The organism is Actinoallomurus oryzae (assembly GCF_039541955.1).
GTDB lineage: Bacteria > Actinomycetota > Actinomycetes > Streptosporangiales > Streptosporangiaceae > Actinoallomurus > Actinoallomurus oryzae.
In genome coordinates, this window is record NZ_BAABHF010000019.1 from 89,115 (window position 1) to 109,082 (window position 19,968).

Annotated in this window: 20 protein-coding genes; 5 read left to right on the forward strand and 15 right to left on the reverse strand. The window is 72.7% G+C overall.

Annotated features, from left to right (window positions below):
• The first annotated feature begins 83 nt into the window (after positions 1–83).
• Positions 84–539, forward strand: a complete 456-nt coding sequence (locus ABEA10_RS14735; protein WP_345463348.1) for a response regulator — start codon at positions 84–86, stop codon at positions 537–539.
• A gap of 45 nt (positions 540–584) precedes the next feature.
• Here the strand turns inward: ABEA10_RS14735 and ABEA10_RS14740 are convergent, their stop codons facing one another.
• From ABEA10_RS14740 to ABEA10_RS14805, 14 genes are all read right to left on the reverse strand, one after another.
• A complete protein-coding gene (locus tag ABEA10_RS14740) occupies positions 585–2,270 on the reverse strand; it encodes a sensor histidine kinase (RefSeq protein ID WP_345463351.1) in 1,686 nt (561 codons plus the stop codon).
• A gap of 22 nt (positions 2,271–2,292) precedes the next feature.
• Positions 2,293–2,667, reverse strand: a complete 375-nt coding sequence (locus ABEA10_RS14745; RefSeq protein WP_345463354.1) for an STAS domain-containing protein — start codon at positions 2,665–2,667, stop codon at positions 2,293–2,295.
• Between the two features lie 277 nt (positions 2,668–2,944).
• On the reverse strand, positions 2,945–3,172 hold the full coding sequence (locus ABEA10_RS14750) for an alpha/beta fold hydrolase family protein (protein ID WP_345463357.1): 228 nt from the start codon (positions 3,170–3,172) through the stop codon (positions 2,945–2,947).
• Positions 3,173–3,234: 62 nt separating this feature from the next.
• Positions 3,235–3,858: a TetR/AcrR family transcriptional regulator gene (locus ABEA10_RS14755; protein ID WP_345463360.1), complete on the reverse strand. Its 624-nt coding sequence runs from the start codon at positions 3,856–3,858 to the stop codon at positions 3,235–3,237.
• Positions 3,855–4,391, reverse strand: a complete 537-nt coding sequence (locus ABEA10_RS14760; RefSeq protein WP_345463363.1) for a hypothetical protein — start codon at positions 4,389–4,391, stop codon at positions 3,855–3,857. The genes ABEA10_RS14755 and ABEA10_RS14760 overlap by 4 nt, the downstream gene beginning before the upstream one ends.
• Positions 4,392–4,463: 72 nt before the next feature.
• Entirely contained in the window at positions 4,464–4,766 is a 303-nt protein-coding gene (locus ABEA10_RS14765; protein ID WP_345463366.1) for an NAD(P)-dependent oxidoreductase, read from the reverse strand.
• Between the two features lie 60 nt (positions 4,767–4,826).
• Entirely contained in the window at positions 4,827–5,858 is a 1,032-nt protein-coding gene (locus ABEA10_RS14770; protein ID WP_345463369.1) for an ADP-ribosylglycohydrolase family protein, read from the reverse strand.
• Positions 5,859–5,946: 88 nt separating this feature from the next.
• Positions 5,947–6,954: a 2-hydroxyacid dehydrogenase gene (locus ABEA10_RS14775; RefSeq protein ID WP_345463372.1), complete on the reverse strand. Its 1,008-nt coding sequence runs from the start codon at positions 6,952–6,954 to the stop codon at positions 5,947–5,949.
• Positions 6,951–7,589 (reverse strand): histidine phosphatase family protein, encoded by a 639-nt coding sequence (locus ABEA10_RS14780; protein WP_345463375.1) that lies wholly within the window; start codon positions 7,587–7,589, stop codon positions 6,951–6,953. Before ABEA10_RS14780 ends, ABEA10_RS14775 begins: the two co-directional genes overlap by 4 nt.
• 259 nt (positions 7,590–7,848) lie before the next feature.
• A complete protein-coding gene (locus ABEA10_RS14785) occupies positions 7,849–9,327 on the reverse strand; it encodes an FGGY-family carbohydrate kinase (protein ID WP_345463378.1) in 1,479 nt (492 codons plus the stop codon).
• Positions 9,324–10,814 carry an FGGY family carbohydrate kinase gene (locus ABEA10_RS14790; protein WP_345463381.1) on the reverse strand — a complete coding sequence of 497 codons (1,491 nt, stop codon included), beginning with the start codon at positions 10,812–10,814 and terminating at the stop codon, positions 9,324–9,326. The genes ABEA10_RS14785 and ABEA10_RS14790 overlap by 4 nt, the downstream gene beginning before the upstream one ends.
• A 19-nt stretch (positions 10,815–10,833) precedes the next feature.
• The gene (locus ABEA10_RS14795; protein ID WP_345463384.1) at positions 10,834–12,072 is read right to left on the reverse strand and encodes a sugar ABC transporter permease; all 1,239 of its coding nucleotides are present in this window, start codon (positions 12,070–12,072) and stop codon (positions 10,834–10,836) included.
• Positions 12,065–12,883 carry an ATP-binding cassette domain-containing protein gene (locus ABEA10_RS14800; RefSeq protein WP_345463387.1) on the reverse strand — a complete coding sequence of 273 codons (819 nt, stop codon included), beginning with the start codon at positions 12,881–12,883 and terminating at the stop codon, positions 12,065–12,067. The genes ABEA10_RS14795 and ABEA10_RS14800 overlap by 8 nt, the downstream gene beginning before the upstream one ends.
• Positions 12,884–12,915: 32 nt before the next feature.
• The gene (locus ABEA10_RS14805) at positions 12,916–13,989 is read right to left on the reverse strand and encodes a substrate-binding domain-containing protein (protein ID WP_345463390.1); all 1,074 of its coding nucleotides are present in this window, start codon (positions 13,987–13,989) and stop codon (positions 12,916–12,918) included.
• Between the two features lie 271 nt (positions 13,990–14,260).
• On the opposite strand from ABEA10_RS14805, the gene ABEA10_RS14810 reads away from it, so the two are divergent.
• Complete coding sequence (locus ABEA10_RS14810; RefSeq protein ID WP_345463393.1) at positions 14,261–15,079, forward strand: DeoR/GlpR family DNA-binding transcription regulator; 819 nt, start codon at positions 14,261–14,263, stop codon at positions 15,077–15,079.
• Between the two features lie 155 nt (positions 15,080–15,234).
• Entirely contained in the window at positions 15,235–16,050 is an 816-nt protein-coding gene (locus tag ABEA10_RS14815; RefSeq protein WP_345463396.1) for an SAM-dependent methyltransferase, read from the forward strand.
• A 48-nt stretch (positions 16,051–16,098) separates the two neighbouring features.
• Here the strand turns inward: ABEA10_RS14815 and ABEA10_RS14820 are convergent, their stop codons facing one another.
• Positions 16,099–16,836 carry a class I SAM-dependent methyltransferase gene (locus ABEA10_RS14820; protein ID WP_345463399.1) on the reverse strand — a complete coding sequence of 246 codons (738 nt, stop codon included), beginning with the start codon at positions 16,834–16,836 and terminating at the stop codon, positions 16,099–16,101.
• Positions 16,837–17,162: 326 nt separating this feature from the next.
• On the opposite strand from ABEA10_RS14820, the gene ABEA10_RS14825 reads away from it, so the two are divergent.
• Both ABEA10_RS14825 and ABEA10_RS14830 read left to right on the forward strand, forming a co-directional pair.
• Positions 17,163–18,371 carry a PP2C family protein-serine/threonine phosphatase gene (locus ABEA10_RS14825; RefSeq protein WP_345463402.1) on the forward strand — a complete coding sequence of 403 codons (1,209 nt, stop codon included), beginning with the start codon at positions 17,163–17,165 and terminating at the stop codon, positions 18,369–18,371.
• 222 nt (positions 18,372–18,593) lie between these two features.
• Positions 18,594–19,964: an ABC transporter permease subunit gene (locus ABEA10_RS14830; RefSeq protein ID WP_345463405.1), complete on the forward strand. Its 1,371-nt coding sequence runs from the start codon at positions 18,594–18,596 to the stop codon at positions 19,962–19,964.
• Positions 19,965–19,968: the final 4 nt, after the last annotated feature.

Sequence of the window (19,968 nt, forward strand, 5' to 3'; positions counted from 1 at the left end):
CCGCGCCGGATGACATTTGTCGCCGGCGCGCCCCCATACCCGCTGTGGGCTCGCGGTGTGAGCCCGCCAGGACAGGAGTCGCGATGGCCGCCCAGGCGCCGGTACGCCCCTACCGCATCCTCCTCGTCGAGGACGATCCCGCGGACGCGCTGCTGGTCGAGGAGGCCCTGCTCGACGGCTCCGAGGGTGATCGCTCTCTCGTGCAGGTGCCCGACGGTGTCGCCGCGCTGGAGCACCTGCGCGACCCCGGCCAGCCGCGCCCGGACCTCATCGTCCTCGATCTCAACATGCCGCGCATGAACGGCTCCGAGGTGCTGAAGATCCTCAAGCAGGAGCCCGCGCTCAAGGCCATCCCGGTGGTGGTCCTCACCACGTCCGCGGCGGACGAGGACGTCGCGACCGCGTACGCCACCCACGCGAGCGCGTACGTCGTCAAGCCCGTCAACCTGGACGACTTCATCGAGGCGGTGCGTAACATCGACACCTTCTACCGGGAGTTCGCCGAGCACCTGCCCAGCGACCCGTCCACCGGCGGCTGAGGCCAGGGGCTGTCTCAAAGCCCCGCTGTCCTACTGTGCGGCCCGCTACGGACGGGGACTTCGAGACAGACCCTGGTCCTCCTCCGCCGTCTCCGGCTCGCTCGCCTGGGCCGGCAGGGTGAAGGTGATCCTGGCGCCGGGCTCGTGGGCGGGGTCCACCCCGATGGTGCCGCCGTGGAACTCGACGATCTTCTTGCACACGGCCAGGCCGATTCCGGTGCCCGGGTAGGCCTCTCGGGTGTGCAGGCGCTGGAAGATCACGAACACCCGCTCGGCGTACTCGGGACCGATCCCGATGCCGTTGTCGGTGACGGCGAAGTGCCACATGTCGCCGTGCCGCTCCGCGGTCACCCGGATCTCCGGCGTCCGGTCGGGTGAGCGGAACTTGACGGCGTTGGACAGCAGGTTCTGCAGCAGCAGGCCGAGTTGCCCGGGGTCCCCGGTGACGGTGGGCAGCGGACCGTGGGACAGCCGGGCGCCGGCCTCCTCGATCGAGAGGCTCAGCGTGCTGACCGTCGTGGCGTACACCTCTTCGAGGTCCACGTCGACGCGGGCCTCGTGGACCCGGCCGACGCGGGAGAACTGCAGCAGGTCGTTGATCAGCGCCTGCATGCGGTTGGCGCCCTCGATGGCGAAGTCGATGTACTGGTTGGCCCGCTCGTCGAGCTGTTCGCTGTAGCGGCGCCGCAGCATCTGGCTGAAGCTCGCGACCTTGCGCAGCGGCTCCTGCAGGTCGTGCGACGCGACGTAGGCGAACTGCTCGAGTTCGGCGTTGGAGCGCCGCAGGTCCTCGGCCTGGTCGGCGAGCTGGTCGCGGGCCTCGCTGGAGAAGGCGAGCTCCTCGGTGAGCCGCTGCCGCATCGCCTCGACTCCGGTGGCCAGACGCCGCAGGTCGGCCGGGCCGTGGCCGGTGATCGGATGGCCGAAGTCGCCGTCGGCGACCTGCCCGGTGTCGGCGGCGAGCCGCTCCAGCGGCATCGTGATCCCGCGTCGCAGGCCGACGAACACCAGCACGGCGATCACGAGGATCACGACCGCGATGCCGAGGAAGACCGCGTTCCGCTCGGTCCGCACCGTGTGGAGGTCGGCGCGCCCGTCGGCGCGCGCCTGCGTCAGGTGCCGCTGCTGGGCGGTCATCGCCGCGCGCAGCGCGTCGAACTCGACCTTGCCCTCGGCCGCCCGCTCGCTCGCCAGGCGCGTCACCGCGTCGCCCTTAGCGGTGGAGAGGGGGTCGGCGATCCGCGTCCGCCAGATCTCCGCCCGTCGCGTCACCAGTGCCAGGTCGGCACGCTCCCGCGGGGTCACGGACAGCGTCCGCAGCGCCCGCAGCGCGGTGGCCTCCTGCGCGCGGCCCTCGTTGTAGGGATCGAGGAAGTCGGAGCGGCCGGACAGGCCGTACCCGCGGATGCCGGTCTCCTGGTCCAGCATGGCGCCCTCGTAGCGGATCGAGGCGACGAGCGCCGACGACTGCCGGTCGACCAGCTGGTCGGTGACCGCCCCCTCGTGACTCAGCACCCAAACGCCCAGGACGCCCAGGATCGCCAGCACCGCCAAGGCGGCGCCCACGCCGATCTGCAGCCAGCGCCGGGTGGTCAGCCTCGACCGTGCCGCCGCCGGACCGGGGGCCGGCCGGTCCGCGCCCGACCTCGGCTCGGTGGTCTCCTCCGCGGGCAGGGCGTCCGCTCCCGTGACGGGCTCCGCAAGGGAGGACGAGCCGGATTCGGGGGGCATGAACTCTTCGCTTCCAGCGGCCTCAGCCGCGCGCCCCCACCGCGGCGTTGCCGTCGCGGACGGCCTGGACGGCCGCCTCCGTGGTGTCGTAGATCGGCAGGACCCGGACCAGCTGGGTGATCTCAAAGACCTTCCGCGCCTGGGCGGACGGCGCCGCGATCGCCAGCGAGCTGTCGTGCGGGCGGAGCCGGTGCACCACGCCGACGAAGACGCCGAGGCCGATGGAGTCGACGAAGTCCACGCCGCTCAGCTCCAGCACCAGCCGGTGGTGACCCTCGTCGATGAGGCGGATCAGCAGGTCGCGCACTTGTGGAGCGGTTGCGACATCGAGCGCCCCGGCGAGCGTCACGCTCACGATGCCGTCGTCCGTCACGATGTGCTCGACGCTGAACTCCATGCCGTCCTCCAATGGCTCCCGGCACCTCACCGACGATCCGCGCCGCGCAGGTGTTCCCGCGGAGGTCGCCCCGAATCGTTCTCCGGCGACATCTTCTTCTCGCCTGGTCACACATTATGACCGCCAAGCCGATGCGCCGCGACGGGTCGAGTGTCGGGTGTCATGACCGCCGCCGCGCGCACGGGACGGGACGGCCCGGCCCGAGGGAGGTGGGCGCCGGTTCCGGGCGCGAACGGGCCGGGCCGTCCCGCCTGGGGCGGTGCCCTACCCGTAGAGATCACGAATACACGGAGAAGACAGATCCCGTCACCTTACGTGACGTACAGCCGCGCAGGACGACCGTTCCGCCCGCCGCACGCAGCTCGCGGAAGAACGCCCGGATGTCGCCGACCAACAGGTCCGGCTCCACCATCGCCGCGAAGTGGCCGCCACGGTCGTACTCGTGCCGCCAGTACCGTACGAACTGGCGCAGGCAGTCGCGCGGGATCGCATCCGTAGCGGTCATGGCCCCGCATGGTAGGTGGCTGACCAGGGATGACGTCCACCGGATTTCCGTGGGTCTCCTCACTAGGTCATGCGGCGGACCCGGGCGCGCAAGGCCCGGGTCGCCACCGGGCCGAGGTCGTCGAAGACCTCCAGGATCGCACCCAGCCGGTCGAGGGCGTCGAGCGCCCGTCCGGCCGCCTCCGGATCGGCGCCCTCGTACAACTCGATGCCCACGAACGCCGCGGCGACCGCGCGGGCCAGCCCCGGGATGTCGGCGGCATCGGCCAGGGGCATACGGCCCAGGACGCGGCCGAGGACGATCTCCAGCTCCCGTGCCCACAGTTCCAGACCCGCGGCCGTGGCCGACGCCAGCTTCGGATCGCGCTGTGCGCCGGCGAGGAGCTGGGCGAGCACCGCGACGTCGCCGTTGCGGCGCTCGGCCTCGTGCAGCTCGCGCCCGACGGCGAGAAGCTCGCGCATCGTCCGCACCTGGGCGAAGCGCTCACGGAACACCTCGACCCGCGCGGCGGTCGCGGTGGCGCAGGCGGCGGCCAGGAGCTGGTCGACGCTGCCGAAATGGTAGAAGACCAGCGCCTGGTTGACCCCGGCCGTGGCGGCGATCGTCCGCGCGGACACGCCGGCGATGCCGTGCGTGCGGAGGGTCTCGATGGTCGCGTCGAGGAGCCGGTCCTTGGTGTCGCTCACCCGGGTGAGTCTGCTCCCTCCGAGCCTGGGTCGCACGGCGGGTCACCGTGGCCGGGCACACCGCCGCCGGATGGCGGCTGCTTCCCGTACAGGACGCTCGGCGCGGTGAGCGCCCCGGCGACGACGCCGACGGCCATGACGACCATGAAGAAGCACAACGCCGCACCGTCGGTGAGCAGCCCGATGGCGCCGTCCGGATACCACCGCAGGCACACCACCCAGGCCAGGAGGAAGATCCCGGGCGATACGGCAGCCCCCGAGGGCCGTACCGCCCGGGGGTGCCGCACCAGGCACGGCGCGCCCACCGCGAAGGCCACCCCGCAGACGAGGCCGGCGACCAGCCCGACGGCCGTCCCGATGACGACTCCGGCCACCGCGCCGATGACGATCCCCGTCGGGCCTGCGATCACGCCGAGCCCGGCGCCGACCAGTCCCCCGCCGATCACGCCGGCGGCTGAGCCGTACCCGCATCCGCGGATCACCAGCGATGGCCGCAACGGCACCCGCCGACCGCCCTCACCGAAGCCCGCCATCGACCCACCTCCCGGGTTTGAGCGATCGCTTAAATCCTAGACGCGTTTGAGCGTTCGCTCAAGAGGCCGGCGTCAGACGGAATGGACCAGGGGTTCGCCACGCGGGGGGCGAGCGACGTCCTCGGCCAGGATGTTCGCCGCGTTCGTGGCCGTCTGCCGGCCGGCGCCGGCCAGGTGAGGCGTCAGGGTGATGCCCGGCGTCGACAACAGCCGTGAGCCCGCCGAGATCGGATCCTCGGGGAACACGTCGCCGCCGGACAGGTGCCCGCTCTCCACCGCGTCACAGACCGGCTCACAGCCGGGCAGGGCGCCGCGGACGCGGTTGACGATGATCGCGCCGCCCGGCAGGGCGGCGTTCTGCGGGGCGCCGATCATCTCGTGAGCCCCTCACCCGCGGTGACGTCGACCGACTGAACCGCAGGCCGTCGCACCGGGTCAGCGAAGTCCCCGGTAGACCCAGTCCGGAAGTGTCTCGACCAGGTAGAGCCATGGGCCGGGGGCGATCGCGGGTCCGGCGCGTCCCATGTCGCCGCGGCCGTTGCGCGCGGCCACGACACCGCCCGTGATCGCGCAAACGGTGTCGACGTCGCCGAGTCCCTCCGCGGCCGTCCAGAGCGCGTCGGTGAGGCTGTGCAGGTGATGCGCCGCGCACCACAGGGCGAACGGGACCGTGTCCTCGGCGCGGATGCGCTGCCCGTTGCCGAGGATGTCGGCGGCGCGCCAGGCGGGGGTGTCGCCCGGCAGGTCCGCGGCGCGCAGGATCCCCTCCCGGGTCGGCCCCGCGGGCGTGTGCGCCGCGACCGCACCGAGCAGGTCGGCTCCATGGAGCGCACCCTCCCGGTACGTGGGCATCGGCGGCCGGCCCGGCTTCTCTCTCCACCGGGCCTCGTGGTCGGTCCAGCCGGCCACGGCGAGGGCCGCCGCCACGGCTACGGCGACGGCACCCGCGATGCCCTCGGGGTGGGCATGGGTGACGTGCGCGGACCGCCTCGCTTGCTCGATGGTGGCCTCGAGGTCCGGGCCGAACCAGGCGCCCAGCGGAGCGGCCCTCATCGCCGCGCCGTTGCCGAGGCTGCCCTGCCCGTCGAACAACGCCCGCGCCGCCGTACGCCACGCACCCGGCTCCGCTCCCAGGCGCGGCAGCAGTTCGTGCATGCCGGCGCCGTACCCGCGGCCCGGGTCGGCGGCGTACGTGTCGGCGAACGTACGGGCCAGCTCTTCTTCGACGATCTCGCCGTGCCGCAGAAGCACGCGTACGACGCCGAGCGCCATCGCGGTGTCGTCGGTCCAGTGCCACACCCCGCCGGGCCCGTGGTTCTGGCCGGGCCCGGGCCCATCGGGAAGGCTCCGCGCGGCGATCTCCCGGCGGGCCTCGACGCCGGACCGGAAGAACCACCGCTGGCCGAAGGCGTCGCCCAGCGACAGTCCCATGACGCTGTCGAGGACCGCACGGGTATTGACGATCATGACCACAGCATTCCAGAGGTCCGGAACGATGCGGCGACGCGGCCGGTTCCTCCGGACCGGCGGCAGGTCGCCGCGGCCCGGCCGGGCGTCACGCGGGGTGGGCCAGCGGCTCGCCGCGCAGATGGCGGGCGACGTCCTCGGCGAGGATGGTGGCGGCGTTGACGGCGGTCTGGCGGCTGGCGCCGGCCAGGTGCGGCGTCAGGGTCACCCCCGGCGTGGACAGCAGCCGCGACCCGGCCGGGATCGGCTCTTCGGGGAACACGTCGAACGCGGCGCCGAACAGGTGCCCGCCCTCGATCGCGTCGCAGACGGCGTCGTAGTCGAGCAGGGCGCCGCGGGCGCAGTTGACGATGATCCCGCCGGCCGGCATGGCGGCGATCTGCGCGGCGCCGATCATTCCGGTGGTCTCCGGCGTGACACGGGCGTGCAGCGAGATGACCTGCGAGCGGGCCAGCAGTTCGTCGAGGGAGACCAGCTTGGCCACCGTCGACTCGGCCAGGTACGGGTCGTGGATGAGGACGTGCGCGCCGAGGGCGGCGAGCATCTCGGCGACCCGGTTGCCGACCGCACCGCCGCCGATCAGGCCGATGGTGCTGCCGCGCAGTTCGATGCCGACCTCGTCGTAGCGGTAGTAGTCGCTGCGCCACCGGCCGGCGGTCAGCTCGGCGTGGGTCTGCGGGATGCGGCGCGCCGCGGCCAGGATCATGCCGAGGGTGTGCTCGGCGGTGGCGCCCGCGTTGCGGCCCGGCGCGCAGCAGACCGCGACGCCGTGCTCGGCGGCGGCCTCCAGGTTGGCGTTGACCGGACCGCCGCGGCCGATGCCGATCAGCCGCAGCGTCGGGCTCGCCTCGATGACCCGGCGGGTCAGCGGCGCCATCTGGGTGAGGCAGATCTCGGCGCCGGCCAGTGCCTCGATGAGCTGGTCCTCGGTGCCGGACGCCTCGTCGACCTCGGCCACCCGGCCGAACGGCACGAGCGGCCAGTCGAGGGTGAGCTCGGTGAACTCCAGTCCCTCCGGCACGCGCTCGCGCACGGCGTCGATGAGCAGGCGGTTGAGGACGAAGTGGTCTCCGGCCGCGAGCACGCGGGTCGTCATGAGATCTCCTGGACGGCGGTGATGCGTTCGATGGGCGTGTTGAACTCGAGGAGGGCGGCCCCGCCCTGCCCGCCCGCCAGCCGGACCTCGGTCAGCGCGCAGTTGCGCAGCGACGGGAAGACCCGGCGGTAGTCGCGCAGCGGTACCCCGATCAGCTCGCACAGCGCGAGCCGGATCGCCGTGGAGTGCGCGACGATCAGCACCCGGTCGTCCGGGTACCGCCCGGCGAGGTCGTCCAGGCAGCCGGTGAACCGGCGTGCCGCGTCGGCGGGATCCTCCCCGCCCGGCAGGTGGTCGGTGACCGGGTCGGCGCGGAACGCCCGCAGCGCATCGGGGAACCGCTCATGCATCTCCGCGGAGGTCATGCCCTCGCCGTGACCGAAGTCAAGCTCGCGGAAGCGTTCGTCCACGTTCAGCGGCACACCGGCGGCCTCCGCGCAGGCGGTGGCGGTGAGCTGGGCGCGGGTCAGCGTGGAGGTCCAGACCGCGGCGAGCCCGGCGGTCGCGGCCCAGGCGGCGAGCTGTTTGGCCTGGTCGAGGCCGCGTGAGGTGAGCGCGATGTCGCTGACACCCGCGTAGCGGTTCTCCGCGTGCCACTCCGACTCCCCATGGCGGACCAGGACGAACTGCGTCATGAATCTTCCTTCGTCGGAGGACGTGACCACTGGGGCGCGCCCTCGCTTCGCTCGGTCATGAGCCCTCCTTCGTCGGAGAGAGTGACCACAGGGGCGTGTCTTCGATTCCCTCGCTACGCTCGGTCATGAGCCCTCCTTCGTCGGAGAGAGTGACCACAAGGGCGTGTCTTCGATTCCCTCGCTACGCTCGGTCATGAGCCCTCCTTCGTCGGAGAGAGTGACCACAAGGGCGTGTCTTCGATTTCCTCGCTTCGCTCGGTCATGGTGACGTCCCTTCCTCGGTGCGGGTGCGTGCGTGTTCGGCGGTGGGCTCGGGCAGCCACCCGTGCCGCTCCAGCTCCGCCACGAACCGCAGGTATCCCTCGTCGAACCGGCCGTCACGCGGACCCGGGTCGATCGTCTCGCGTACGGCGACCATCGCGGCGGCCACCTCGGCGACGCGGCGGCCGGGCGACGCGGCCAGTACGGCCGCACCGAGCGCCGCCTCGGGGTCGGCCGGGAGGATCACCGGCCGGCCGAGCACCCGGGCGCGGAGCCGGCACCAGTACGCGCTGCGCGCCGCGCCGCCGGTGAACGTGAGGTCGCCGTCCACCGGCGCGCCGAGCAGGTCGAGATGGTCGAAGCACAGGCGCTCCAGGTAGGCGATTCCCTGGAGGAGCGCGGCGTAGTCGTCGGCCTCGTCGCCGGTGCTCCCGAGCAGGAAGCCCTCCGCGTCCGGCGCGGCGAACGGGAACCGCTCGCCGCGCGAGACCAGCGGGTACGCCAGGGCCCGCGCGGGTTCGTGGTCCGCGGCCCGCCGGTCCAGCTCCGCCAGGTCGCGGCCGGGGAAGTCGCGGGAGATGGCGCCGGCGCCCGTGCTGGAGGCCCCGCCGGGCAGCCACGCGCCGTCCGGCGCCCGGTGGGAGTACACCACGCCGTACGGGTCGTGCAGCGGCTCGCGGGTGACGCCCTTGAGCACGAGCGTGGTGCCCAGCACGGAGTTCCACGATCCGGGCGTGAGCCGGCCGGCGCCGAGCTGCGCGGCGCAGCCGTCGGTCATGCCGGCGACGATCGGCGTGCCCGCCGGGATGCCGGTGGCCTCGGCCGCCGCGGCGCAGACCTCGCCGATCGGCGTGCCGGAGCGTACGAGCGGCGGGAGCACCTCCGCGGGCACGCCGAGCGCGTCGAGGACGTCCGCCGGCCAGTCCTCCTCGACCAGGTGGGCACCGGTCTTCAGCGCGTTGCTCAGGTCGGCGGGGACGGCGTGCCCGGCGAGCCGCCGGTTGACGAAGTCGGCCTGGTGGGCCAGGTGGACCGGGCCCTCATGCCGGTCGAGGAGCCACAGCAGCTTCGGCAGCGCCCAGGCGGGCTGCATGCGGCGGTAACCGAGCTCGTCCCAGACCGCGGCACCCGCCTCGTTGACGCGCCGGGTCTCCGCGGCCGCGCGCGTGTCGTCGTACATCAGGCCCGGGGTGAGCGGCCGTCCGTCGCCGTCGGTGAACAGGATCGTGCCGGAGGTGGCGTCCACCGCGACCGCCTGGACCGCGCCGTGCGGCACGCCGCCGAGCGCGCTCCGGCAGGCCGCGGCGGCCGCCCGCCACCACTCTTCCGGGTCCTGTTCGTGCCGTTCGCCCTCGCGACGGCCGGTCAGCGGGTGCGATCCCCGGCCGGCGATCACGCCGGAGGTCGTCACGGCGAGTGCGCGTACGCTCTGCGTGCCCAGGTCGATGCCGAGCCAGATCTCCTCGCCGCCCGTCATGCCGCTCCGTCGCGGAGGGTCGCGAGCGTCGGCCAGGACCGCGCCGTCGCGGCGCGTACCGCGAGGAACGCCTCGTACGCGGCGGTGTAGTGCGCGACGTTCGCCGGGTCGGGTTCGAAGGTGTCCCCGGGCCGGATGTAGGTCGCGGCGGCCTCCCGCTCGCTCGCCGCCCGGCCCGTCGCCACGGCCGCGACGAGGAACGCGCCGCGCGCGCCGGCCTCGGCGTCGGCGGTGCGGACCACCGGCACACCGGTGACGTCGGCGAGCATCCGCAGCCAGTGCGGGCTGGCCGACCCGCCGCCGCTGACCCGCAGCTCGACCGGCCGCGCCCCTGATGCGGCCAGGCAGTCGCGGATCACCAGGCACAGCCCTTCGAGGACCGCACGGGCGAGGTGCTCGCGGTCGTGGTCGACGGACAGGCCGAGGAAGGAGCCGCGCGCCCGCGTGTCGAGGAACGGCGCCCGCTCCCCCGCCGGCGACAGGTACGGCAGGAAGACCAGGCCGCCGGCGCCGGGCGCGGACCGGGCGGCCAGGTCCGACAGCGCGGCCGGGTCGTCGCCCAGGCCGAGCATGCGGCAGGCCCAGTCGACCACCTGGCCGCCGGCGAGCGTCGGGAAGGCCCGCAGGTAACGCCCGCCGAGCGCGACCGTCAGCCCCGACGGCGCACCGTCGAGCTGCGGCTCCTCCAGCACGATCTCGGTGCAGAGCGTGGTGCCGAGGATCGTGCACGCCTGACCGGGGCCGATCGCGCCGACGCCGATCGCGGTGGCGGCCACGTCGTACGGCGCGAGGACGACGGGGATGCCCTCGGGCAGGCCGAGCTCGGCCGCGGCGGAGGCGGTCAGCGGCGCGGCTCGCCGGTCGTCGCCGCGCAGCTCGGGGAGCAGGGGCCGCGCCCACTCCATGTCGTACAGGCGGAGCAGGTCATCGGAGTAGCGGCGCGCGCGGATGTCCATGAACGGCGCCGAGCCGTCGGACTCGTCGGCGACCAGCTCGCCGGTGAGCCGCGCGAAGATCCAGCCGCCGCAGGTCAGCGACGCGGCCGAACGCGCCAGCCGGTCCGGGTCGTGCTCACGGAGCCAGCTGAGGATCGCGTTGGGCAGGCCGGCGAAGGTCAGCGAGCCGTTGCGGCGGAAGGCGCGTTCGAGCACGCCGTCGCGGGACCACCGCTCGACGAGCGGGCCGGCCCGCCCGTCGTTCCACAGGATGGCGGGCCCGGTCGGCTCTCCGGCGGCGTCGACGAGCCAGCTCCCGTCGCCCTGCGCGGTCAGCGCCAGGTGGGTGACCGGCGCGTCGAGGCGCCCGGCCACCTGCCGTACCCCGCGGACGACCGCCTGCCAGACCTCGGCCAGGTCCTGCTCGGCGTGGCCGGGGGCCGGGTTGCGCACGGTGGTGGCCTGGCGCTCGACCGCGAGCTCGGCGCCGTCCTCGCCGTACCCCACCGCCTTGATCATCGTGGTGCCCGCGTCGACGCAGACGACGGCCATGACTGTCCTTCCCCTCTCGTCAGGCGCGGCCGTGAGACGCGCGGGATCGGCGGGCCACCGCGTCGAGCGCCACCGCGAGCAGCAGCACCGCCCCGGTGACCATGTAGCGGTAGGAGGAGTCGAGGTTCAGCAGGGTGAGCCCGCTGGAGATCGACTGGATGACGACGATGCCGAACAGCGCGGCGAACGCGCTGCCCCTCCCGCCGAACAGGCTCGTGCCGCCGATCACGACGGCGGCGATCGCGTTGAGGTTGACGTCACCGCCGCCGCTGCTCTGGTTGGCCGCGGCGAGACGGGCGGCGGCCAGGACGCCGCCGATCGCGGCGAGCGTCGTGCACAGCACGAACGCCGAGGTGTAGACGGCCTTGACGTTGATGCCCGCCCGGCGGGCCGCCTCCACGTTGCCGCCCACGGCGTAGATCGACTTGCCGTACTTCGTCCGCGTCAGCACGTAGTGCGTCACGAGGACCAGGGCGAGGAACAGCACGAACATCCAGCCGACGCCCCGCGTGCGGCCGAGGTACCAGACGGCCACGCCGGCCCCGGCGAGCAGCAGGACGCTCCGGAGCAGCAGGCCCTGGGTCGACGCCGCGGCGAGCCCGGCCCGGCGGCGCTCGCGCGCCCGCAGGTAGCCGCTGGCGAACAGCCCCGCCGCCGCGACCACGGTCAGCGTGTACGACAGCCACTGCGGCACGAAGTCGAGCTGGGCGAAGGTGACCAGCCCGGAGTCGAACGGCAGGTTGATCGAGCCCGCGGCGCCGAGCACCCACAGCTGGATGCCGAGGAAGCCCAGCAGGCCGGCGAGCGTGATGACGAAGCTGGGCACGCCGAGCCGGTTGAACACCTGCGCGTACAGCCAGCCGACCACCGCCGAGACCACCACCGCGGCCGGCACCGCCAGCCACGGCGACAGCCCGTGGCCGACGAACAGGATTGCGGTGACCGCCGCGGCCATTCCGCTGAGCGAGCCGATCGACAGGTCGATCTGCCCGACGAGCAGCATGAACCCGACGCCGAGCGCGATGACGCCGACCGGCACGCACTCCAGCGTGAGGTTGACCAGGTTGGTGCTGGACAGGAAGACCGGGTTGAGGATCTGCATGACCGTCCAGATCACCACCAGGCCGACGACGACCGGCAGCACGCCGAGGTCGCCGCCGCGGAACCGGCCGGTCAGCGCGCGCAGCCCGCCGCCGTACTCCGCCGGCGTCGTGTCGCGCCGCGCCGATCGTGCGGGCGCCGTGCCGAGGTCACTCATCGTCGGCCTCCTCGTTCACCGGGTCGGGGGCGCGCCGCCCGCGCCGGGCGCGCCGGGTCACGGCGTTGTCGGCGGCGCCGGTGATCGCCGTGACGATCTCCTCGGAGGAGGTCTCCAGCGCGTCGAAGACACCGTTGTTGCGCCCCAGGCGCAGGACGGCCACCTGGTCGGCGACCGCGAGCACGTCGGCCATGTTGTGGCTGATCATGATCACTCCGTGGCCGCGCTCGCGCAGCCGGTCGATCAGGTTGAGCACCTCGGCGGTCTGCGCGACGCCCAGCGCGGCGGTCGGCTCGTCGAGGATGACGACCTTCGGGTCGCCGAGCAGGGATCGGGCGATCGCGACGGTCTGCCGCTGGCCGCCCGACAGCGCGGCGACCGGGATGCGCACCGTCGGGATCTTCGCCGAGAGCTGGTCGAGCAGCTCGCGGGAGCGCACCTCCATCGCCACGTCGTCGAGGCGCAGCGCGCGCATCTCGCGGCCGAGGAACAGGTTCTCGATCACGTTGAGGTTCTCGCACAGCGCGAGGTCCTGGAAGACGGTGGCGATGCCGAGCTGCTGGGCCGCGGCCGGGCTCGGGATGGTCACCACGCGGTCCTCGAACGTGATGGTGCCCGCGTCCGGCGCGTGGACGCCCGACAGCACCTTCACCAGGGTGGACTTCCCGGCGCCGTTGTCGCCGACGATGGCGACGACCTCGCCGGCCGACACGTCGAGGTCGACGTCGGTGAGCGCGGCGACGGCGCCGAAGGTCTTGGTGATACCCCGCAGGGACAGCAGCGTGCCCGCTTCGGAGGGCATTGTGGACATGGCGTTTCCTACTGGACTCCGACTCGTCTCGCCTACTTGATGCCGAGCTTGGCGCAGGCCGCCGCGTACGTCTGGGTGCAGACGGCGGAGGGCTTGAGGGCGCCGCCCGGGCCGAGCAGCACCTTGGCGATGTTGTCCTTGGTGACCACGGTCGGCGTGAACAGCTGCGACGGGGTGTTGAACAGGGTGGTCTGCGCCGCGGGCGGCTTGCCCTGAACGAACTGGTACGTCACCGTGGCGGCGGCCTCAGCGACGATCTTGATCGGCTTGGAGATCGTGTTGTACTGGTCGCCGGCGATGATCCGTTGCGCGGCGGCGAGCTCCGCGTCGTTCCCGGTCACCGGAGGTACGGTCGCGCCCGCGGCCTTGAACGCGGCGATCGCGCCGCCGCCGGTGCCGTCGTTGGCCGCCACCACACCGGCGATCTGGTCGCCGAACTTGCTGATCTGCCCGCTCACCCAGTCCTGCGCCTTGGCGGGGTCCCAGTTCGGCGTGTCGTACTCGGCGAGCAGTTTGAGCCCGCTGGTGTCGACGGCGCTGTGGATGCCCTTCTTGATCAGCCCGGCGGCGGCGTCGGTCGGCGAGCCGTTGACCTCCAGGATCCCGCCCTTGACCTTCTTCTCCTTGAGGTGGTCGACCAGCGACTGGGCGATCAGTGCGCCGATCTTCTGGTTGTCGAAGGAGACGTAGTAGTCGGCCTTGGTCGCCGGGATCGGCCGGTCGTAGGCGATGACCTTCACGTTCTGCGACTGCGCGTTCCGCACGATGGTGGCGGCCGCCGCGGAGTCGACCGGGTCGATGACGATGGCCTTGACGCCCTGGGCGAGCACCGAGTTGGCCTGCTGCTGCTGCTTCGCGGCGTCGGCGCCGGCGTTCTGGTAGAGCACGGTGCAGCCGGGGCAGAGCTGCTTCATCTTGGCCTTGAACAACGGCGCGTCGTACAGCTCGTAGCGGGTCGACGCGATGTCCGGCATCAAGAACGCGATCTTCGCGTCCTTGCTACCACCGGATCCGCCGGATCCGTTCGACGAGCAGGCCGCCGCCGCGGTGAGCGCGATCAGGGTGGCCGCGGCGGCGGCGGCCGTTCTGGGCAGGAGCTTCTTCACGTTCTCCTCCGGCGAAGGGGGACGAGGAGGCACGGCGGCCATCGGGTCACCGCCTGTTGACGTGATGAACACAACACCTCAGGCGCGAAGAATGTCAAGATTCTCGGCGTACTTAACACTGATCGCTGTTAACAACTGTTAAGAAGCGGAACGCCGGGACCGCAACGACAGGTGGCCAGCACGCCATATCCGCGCTGTGACCGCGAAGCTGGGTGTATGTTACTTTCCACGCCAACATCACACTGCGGCGTACACGGGGGAAGGAGCCCAGGTGGCAGAGGACGCGACGGCGCCCGCCGGCAGCGACGGCGCGGCCTCGCGTGAACGCCGGGAGAAGATCCGCCAGCGCGTGGCGGACGAGGGGTTCGTGCAGATCAAGGCGCTCGCCGAGGCGTACGACGTGAGCGTGATGACCATCCATCGCGACCTCGACGTCCTGCAGAGCAAGGGCTGGCTACGCAAGATCCGCGGTGGCGCCACCGCGCAGCCGTCGGCCATGTACCACGGCGACGTACGGCACCGTCTCCAGGCGATGGCCGAGGCCAAGCGGAAGCTCGCCGACGCGGCGGTCGGCCTCGTCTCCCCCGGCGCCTCGATCATGATCGACGAGAGCACCACCGGCCTGTCCGTCGCCGAGCTGCTGCCGTCGCGCGGTCCGCTCACCGTGATCACGAACTTCCTGGCCGCGGTCAACCTGCTGGCCGGCAAGCCCGACATCGACCTGATCGCGCTCGGCGGCGCGTACTACCCGGCCTACGACGCCTTCCTCGGCCTGCGCACCTGTGACGCCATCCGGTCGCTCCACGCGGACGTGCTGTTCATGTCCACGACCGCGATCACCAACGGCCACTGCTACCACCAGTCGCAGGAGACGGTCGCGGTCAAGCTCGCGCTGATGGACTCGGCCGACCGGCGCGTGCTGCTGGTGGACCACAGCAAGTTCACCAAGAACGGCCTGCACCAGCTCGCGCCGCTGACCGCCTTCGACCTGGTCATCGTCGACTCCGACACGCCGGAGGAACAGCTCACGGCGCTGCGGACGCGCGGCGTCCCGCTCCACGTCGCCGGCTCCGACGCGCCGCTGCCGTGACGAGTGCCACCCGCCGCACGCCCGGACCGTACCAATGAGCGAGCGGAGCGCGCGAATCAAAGAACACGCGCGTCTGGTCCCTCCTCCGACGAAGGAGGGCTCATGAGCGAATTCCGTACGCATAGGCTCTGTTTCAGGGTGACCGGGAGGTGCACATGAGCGGCGAAGCCGCACGAGGACCCGGCGGCTTCGACACGAGCGTCGCCAACATCGCCCGTATGAACGACTACTTCCTCGGCGGCAAGGACAACTTCGCCGCCGACCGGGAGGCGGCCGACCGGCTCCTCGCCATCGCTCCGGAGATCAAGGACATGACGGTGGAGAACCGCCGCTTCCTCGGCCGCGCCGTACGGTATCTCTGTGCGCGGGGCGTCCGGCAGTTCATCGACGTCAGCGCCGGGCTGCCCACGCGGAACAACACCCATCAGGTGGCCCGGTCGCAGGATCCCGGCAGCGTGACGGTGTACGTCGACGACGATCCCGTCGTCCTGTCGCACGCCCGCGCCATCCTGGTCGACAGCGCGTCGAGCTCGGTGATCGAGGGCGACATCCTGCACCCGCGCGAACTGCTCGACCGGTGCCGGGACGACGGGTTGATCGACTTCGAGCGCCCGGTCGCGGTCATCATCCTCGGCGCGCTGCAGTTCATCCCGCATTCGGACGAGCCGTTCAAGAGCGTCGCCCTGCTGCGCGACATGCTGCCGGGCGGCAGCCATCTCGCCCTGTCCCACGCCGTGTTCGACAACCGCCCCGACGCCGTCACCCCGGTCGAGGACGTCTACCGGGCCCTGCTGAACCGGCCGGGCGAGAACGCCGCCCGTACGCTCGACGACGTGCGCCCCTTCTTCGACGGCTTCGACCTGGCGGAGCCGGGCCTGGTGCCCCTCCGCGCCTGGCGTCCCGACAGGCCGGTGGACACCGCGCCGCCGAAGGGCATCTGGATGGCCGGCGGCGTCGGCCGCAAGCCGTAGAGACCGCCCTGCCCGTTCGCGTCTCTCCACGGCTTCAGCGTGACCTCGTCATGACCGCCGTTCGGCGGTGAGCAGGATGAACAGGGGGGTCGGGAAGCCCGCTCGCCACCACGGGTCGGTTCGCAGCCGTTCCTCGTCCGGGCGGGGTTCGCGGATGTCGGTGATGACGAACCCGGCGTCGCGCAGCGTCGTGGAGTAGTACTCCAGCGGCCGCAGCCATGACGTGATGACCGAAGGCGACTCCAACCCGTCCACCACGAAGTGCTGGTCGATGCCGCGCGCCGCGAAGTACCGCGACGCCGGCACGCTGTCGGCGGCGCCGCGCTCGGAGGCCTCGTTGTAGAAGCACGGATGCAGCGTAAGGATGACGAGCCGCCCGCCCGCACGCAGCGCCCGGCCGAACTCGCCGATCGCGCCCGACGGGTCCGGCAGGTGGCTGAACAGATGGTTGCAGACGACGAGGTCGAGGCTCCGGTCGCCGATGGGCAGGGCGTCGACGCTCGCACACGCGTACGCGCCGCCGAGCCCGGCCGCGGCCTCGACCAGCCCCTGGCAGATGTCCATCCCGGCGACCCGCGCGCCGCGAGCCGCGAGCCGGCGCGTGAGATACCCCTCGCCGCACCCGGCGTCGAGGACCCGCAGCCCGGCGCACTCGCCGACCGCGTCGAGGAGGGCGTCGTCGGTGAGCTCGGTCCGGTAGCGGTCCCGCCCCTCCCGGATGATCTTCACCCAGTACGCGGCGTTGGCCTCCCACCGTTCACGCGTCAGCTCCGTGCCCGCGTCCACCCGATCGCCTCCCCATCCGCCTCGGCACCCGGCCTGCCGAGATCAGGAAAGTCGGAAACCGCCGGTCTGTCCAGGAGGCCGTCCAGCGCGCCGGACCGGGGACTCCCGCGGGCCGTACGCGGCGGTCCGCGGCGCCCGTGGGTCCGGGTGGCACATACGGTGCGGTCTGTTGTCGCCCGGCAATTACGGCCGGTATCGTGGCACATCACCATCGAAGCGGGCTTCCCGCTCAGGGAGCGGGAGTGTGGGACAGTGACCACGGTTCGCGGGGCGGACGGGACGTCAGACCCGGCATCACGGTCGGCTCGTGAGAGGCCGAGACCCCGGTGAAGACCCTTGGCGCGTCGTCGTCGGCGGGCGTTCCGGTGGTGGGGCGGGACGCGCTGCGGATCCTGTTGATCGAGGACGACCTGGGCGACGCGGTGCTGGTCCAGGAGTTCCTCGACGAGGCGGACCTGGACGCGGGCCTGACCGTCGCCCGCAGCCTCGCCGAAGCCCGCGACCTGCTGGCCGGCTCCCCGTCCTTCCACTGCGTGCTGGTTGACCTGTCGCTGCCGGACGCCGACGGCCTGGACCTGCTGCGGAAGGTCCTCTCGCTGGCCCCTCGTGCCGCCGTGCTCGTGCTGACCGGCCTGAACGACGTGCAGGTCGGGGTGGCCGCGGTCGCCGCCGGCGCCGAAGACTACCTGGTCAAGCAGGAGGTCGAACCCGCGCTGCTGGCGCGGGCGCTGCGGTACGCGCTGGAGCGCAAACGCGCCGAAGAGTCCGAGCGCGAACTCGTCGAGGCACGCCTGCTCAGCCGGGAGAACACCCGGCTGGCCCAGGGCCTGCTGCCGGTACCACGGCTCCGTGACGACCGGCTGCGCCACCACACCCGCTATCGCCCCGGCCACCGCCGCGCCCTGCTCGGCGGGGACTTCTACGACACCATCCAGACCCCCGACGGCGCCGTCCACCTCATGATCGGTGACGTGAGCGGCCACGGGCCCGACGAGGCCTCGCTCGGCGTACGGCTCCGCATGGCCTGGCGCACGCTCGTGCTGACCGGCCTCACCGGTGGCGACCTGCTCAGCACGCTCGACGAGGTCCTGACGCTCGAGCGGTGGACCGAAGAGATCTTCACCACCCTCTGCATGATCACGATCGCGCCCGACCAGTCCCACGCCACCGTGTACCGCGCCGGTCACCCCCGGCCCCTGCTGTTCGACGCCACCACCGTCGAGGCCCTTCCGGAGGCCGACTGCGGCCCCGCGCTCGGCCTGTTCCCCGACGCCGAGTGGCCCGCGTCCACCGTCGGGCTGCCCGGCGCCTGGGCACTGATGCTCTACACCGACGGGCTCATCGAAGGACGCGTCGGCGACGGCCCCCGGCGTCTCGACACCGAGGGCCTGCTCGCGCTCGCCCGCGACGCGCTGAGCGACGGCCTGACCGGGCAGGACCTGCTCGACGCCCTCGTCGCCGAGGCGGAGAGCCTCAACGGCGGCGGGCTCACCGACGACGTCGCCGTCCTCCTGGTCAGCGGAGAACGGCGGTGACGGCGTCCTGACCGCCCACGGCCCGTGCGCGCACGTCACCGCGCCGGTGGGCCACGGCGACGTCATCGGCATCGCCCGCCTTCCCGTGCCGGCCGCCGAGCCGCCCCGCTGAGCGACACGGCGCACCGGCCCGGGACGCGTCCGCTTTCCGCCGATCCCTCGATCACCGGCGCGCCGGGTGGAATCATGTCCGCGGATGAACGTGCCCCCGAGGAGGCGACGGTGAGCCAACCCCCCGGCGAGTCTCCGGCCGACGAGTCCCCATCGAGCGGCTTCACCGGCGGTGAGCCCACGTCCGGCCGTACGAACGAGCCCGGCGACGGCCCGGCCGACGCGACCCGGACCGACCGTCCGCGCGAGGCCGCCTCCAGTGAGCAGGCCGGGCCGCGCCCCTCCGCACCGGCGGGCGTGCCCCAGGGGCAGGGCGCGGCGCCGTGGTGGGCGCAGCAGCGGCCGCCGGCTCCCCCGCCGTCCGGCATGCCGGGGCAGCCGCCCCCGCCGCCGTACCACCCGCAGCAGCCGCAGCAACCGCCCTGGGCCTACGGACCCCAGGCTCCGCCGGCACGTCCCGGCGGACCGGTCGCGCCGGACGCGTCCGCAGGCCGCGACCGGCTCCTTCCGCACCTGGTCTGGGAGGGCGTGCTGCTGGTCGTCACCGCCGTCCTGATGATCGGCGTGGCCGCCGGCGCCTCCGGGCACGGCGTCGAGTCGGCCCTGAGCCAGGCCGGATACCTCGGTCTGCTGGCCGCCGGGCTGGCGTTCTCACTGCGCACCGGTTCCCCGAACCTCGCGGCCGGGACCATCACCGCCTTCAGCGGCACGCTGGCCGCCTATCTCGCCACCGGGCACGGGTGGGGGAAGTTCGCCGCCCTGCTCGTGGCGGTCCTCCTCGCCGCGTTCATCGGGCTCTTGCTCGGTGCCCTGGCCGTCCTGTTGTCCGTGCCGTCCTGGGCACTGACCCTGGGGGCCGCCGCCGTCCTGCAGGCGATCATGCTCAAGATCACCCATGGCATGCTGATCCCGATACGGTTCGGCTCGTACTCCACCGCGATGTGGTACGGGATCTTCTTCGTGGTCTCGGTGGGCGGCGGGGCGCTGTGGCTCGTACCCGGCGTTCGCGGGGCGCTCGGCGGTGCCCGCAGGACGGGCGACCCGGCGCGGTGGACCGACCCTCGCGGCGGTCTCGGCGTCCTCGCCGGGCTCACCGGCTCGAGTTTCCTCGCCGGGCTGGCCGCCGTTCCGCTGCTCATGTTCTTTCGCCAGGCCGAGCCGGACACCGTGACTCTGACGACGCTCCCGCTCGCCGCCGTGCTGCTGGGCGGGGTGAGCGTCTTCGGACGGCGGGCCGGGGTGTTCGGCACCCTGTTCGCGGTCACGATCCTCGCGCTCATCCACTGGATCATCGCCTACAACGGCGGCTCGTCCTGGATCGGCACGCTCGTGGTCGGCCTCGCGGCGGTCGTCGGCCTCGGCGTCAGCCGGGGGATCGAGAGCATCACCGACACCCTGAACCGGGCCCGTCCCGCGACCGCCGCTCCCCCGCCGCCGTTGCCTTCGCCGTACGTCCCGCCACCGCCGCCGCCCCTCCGCTGAGCGG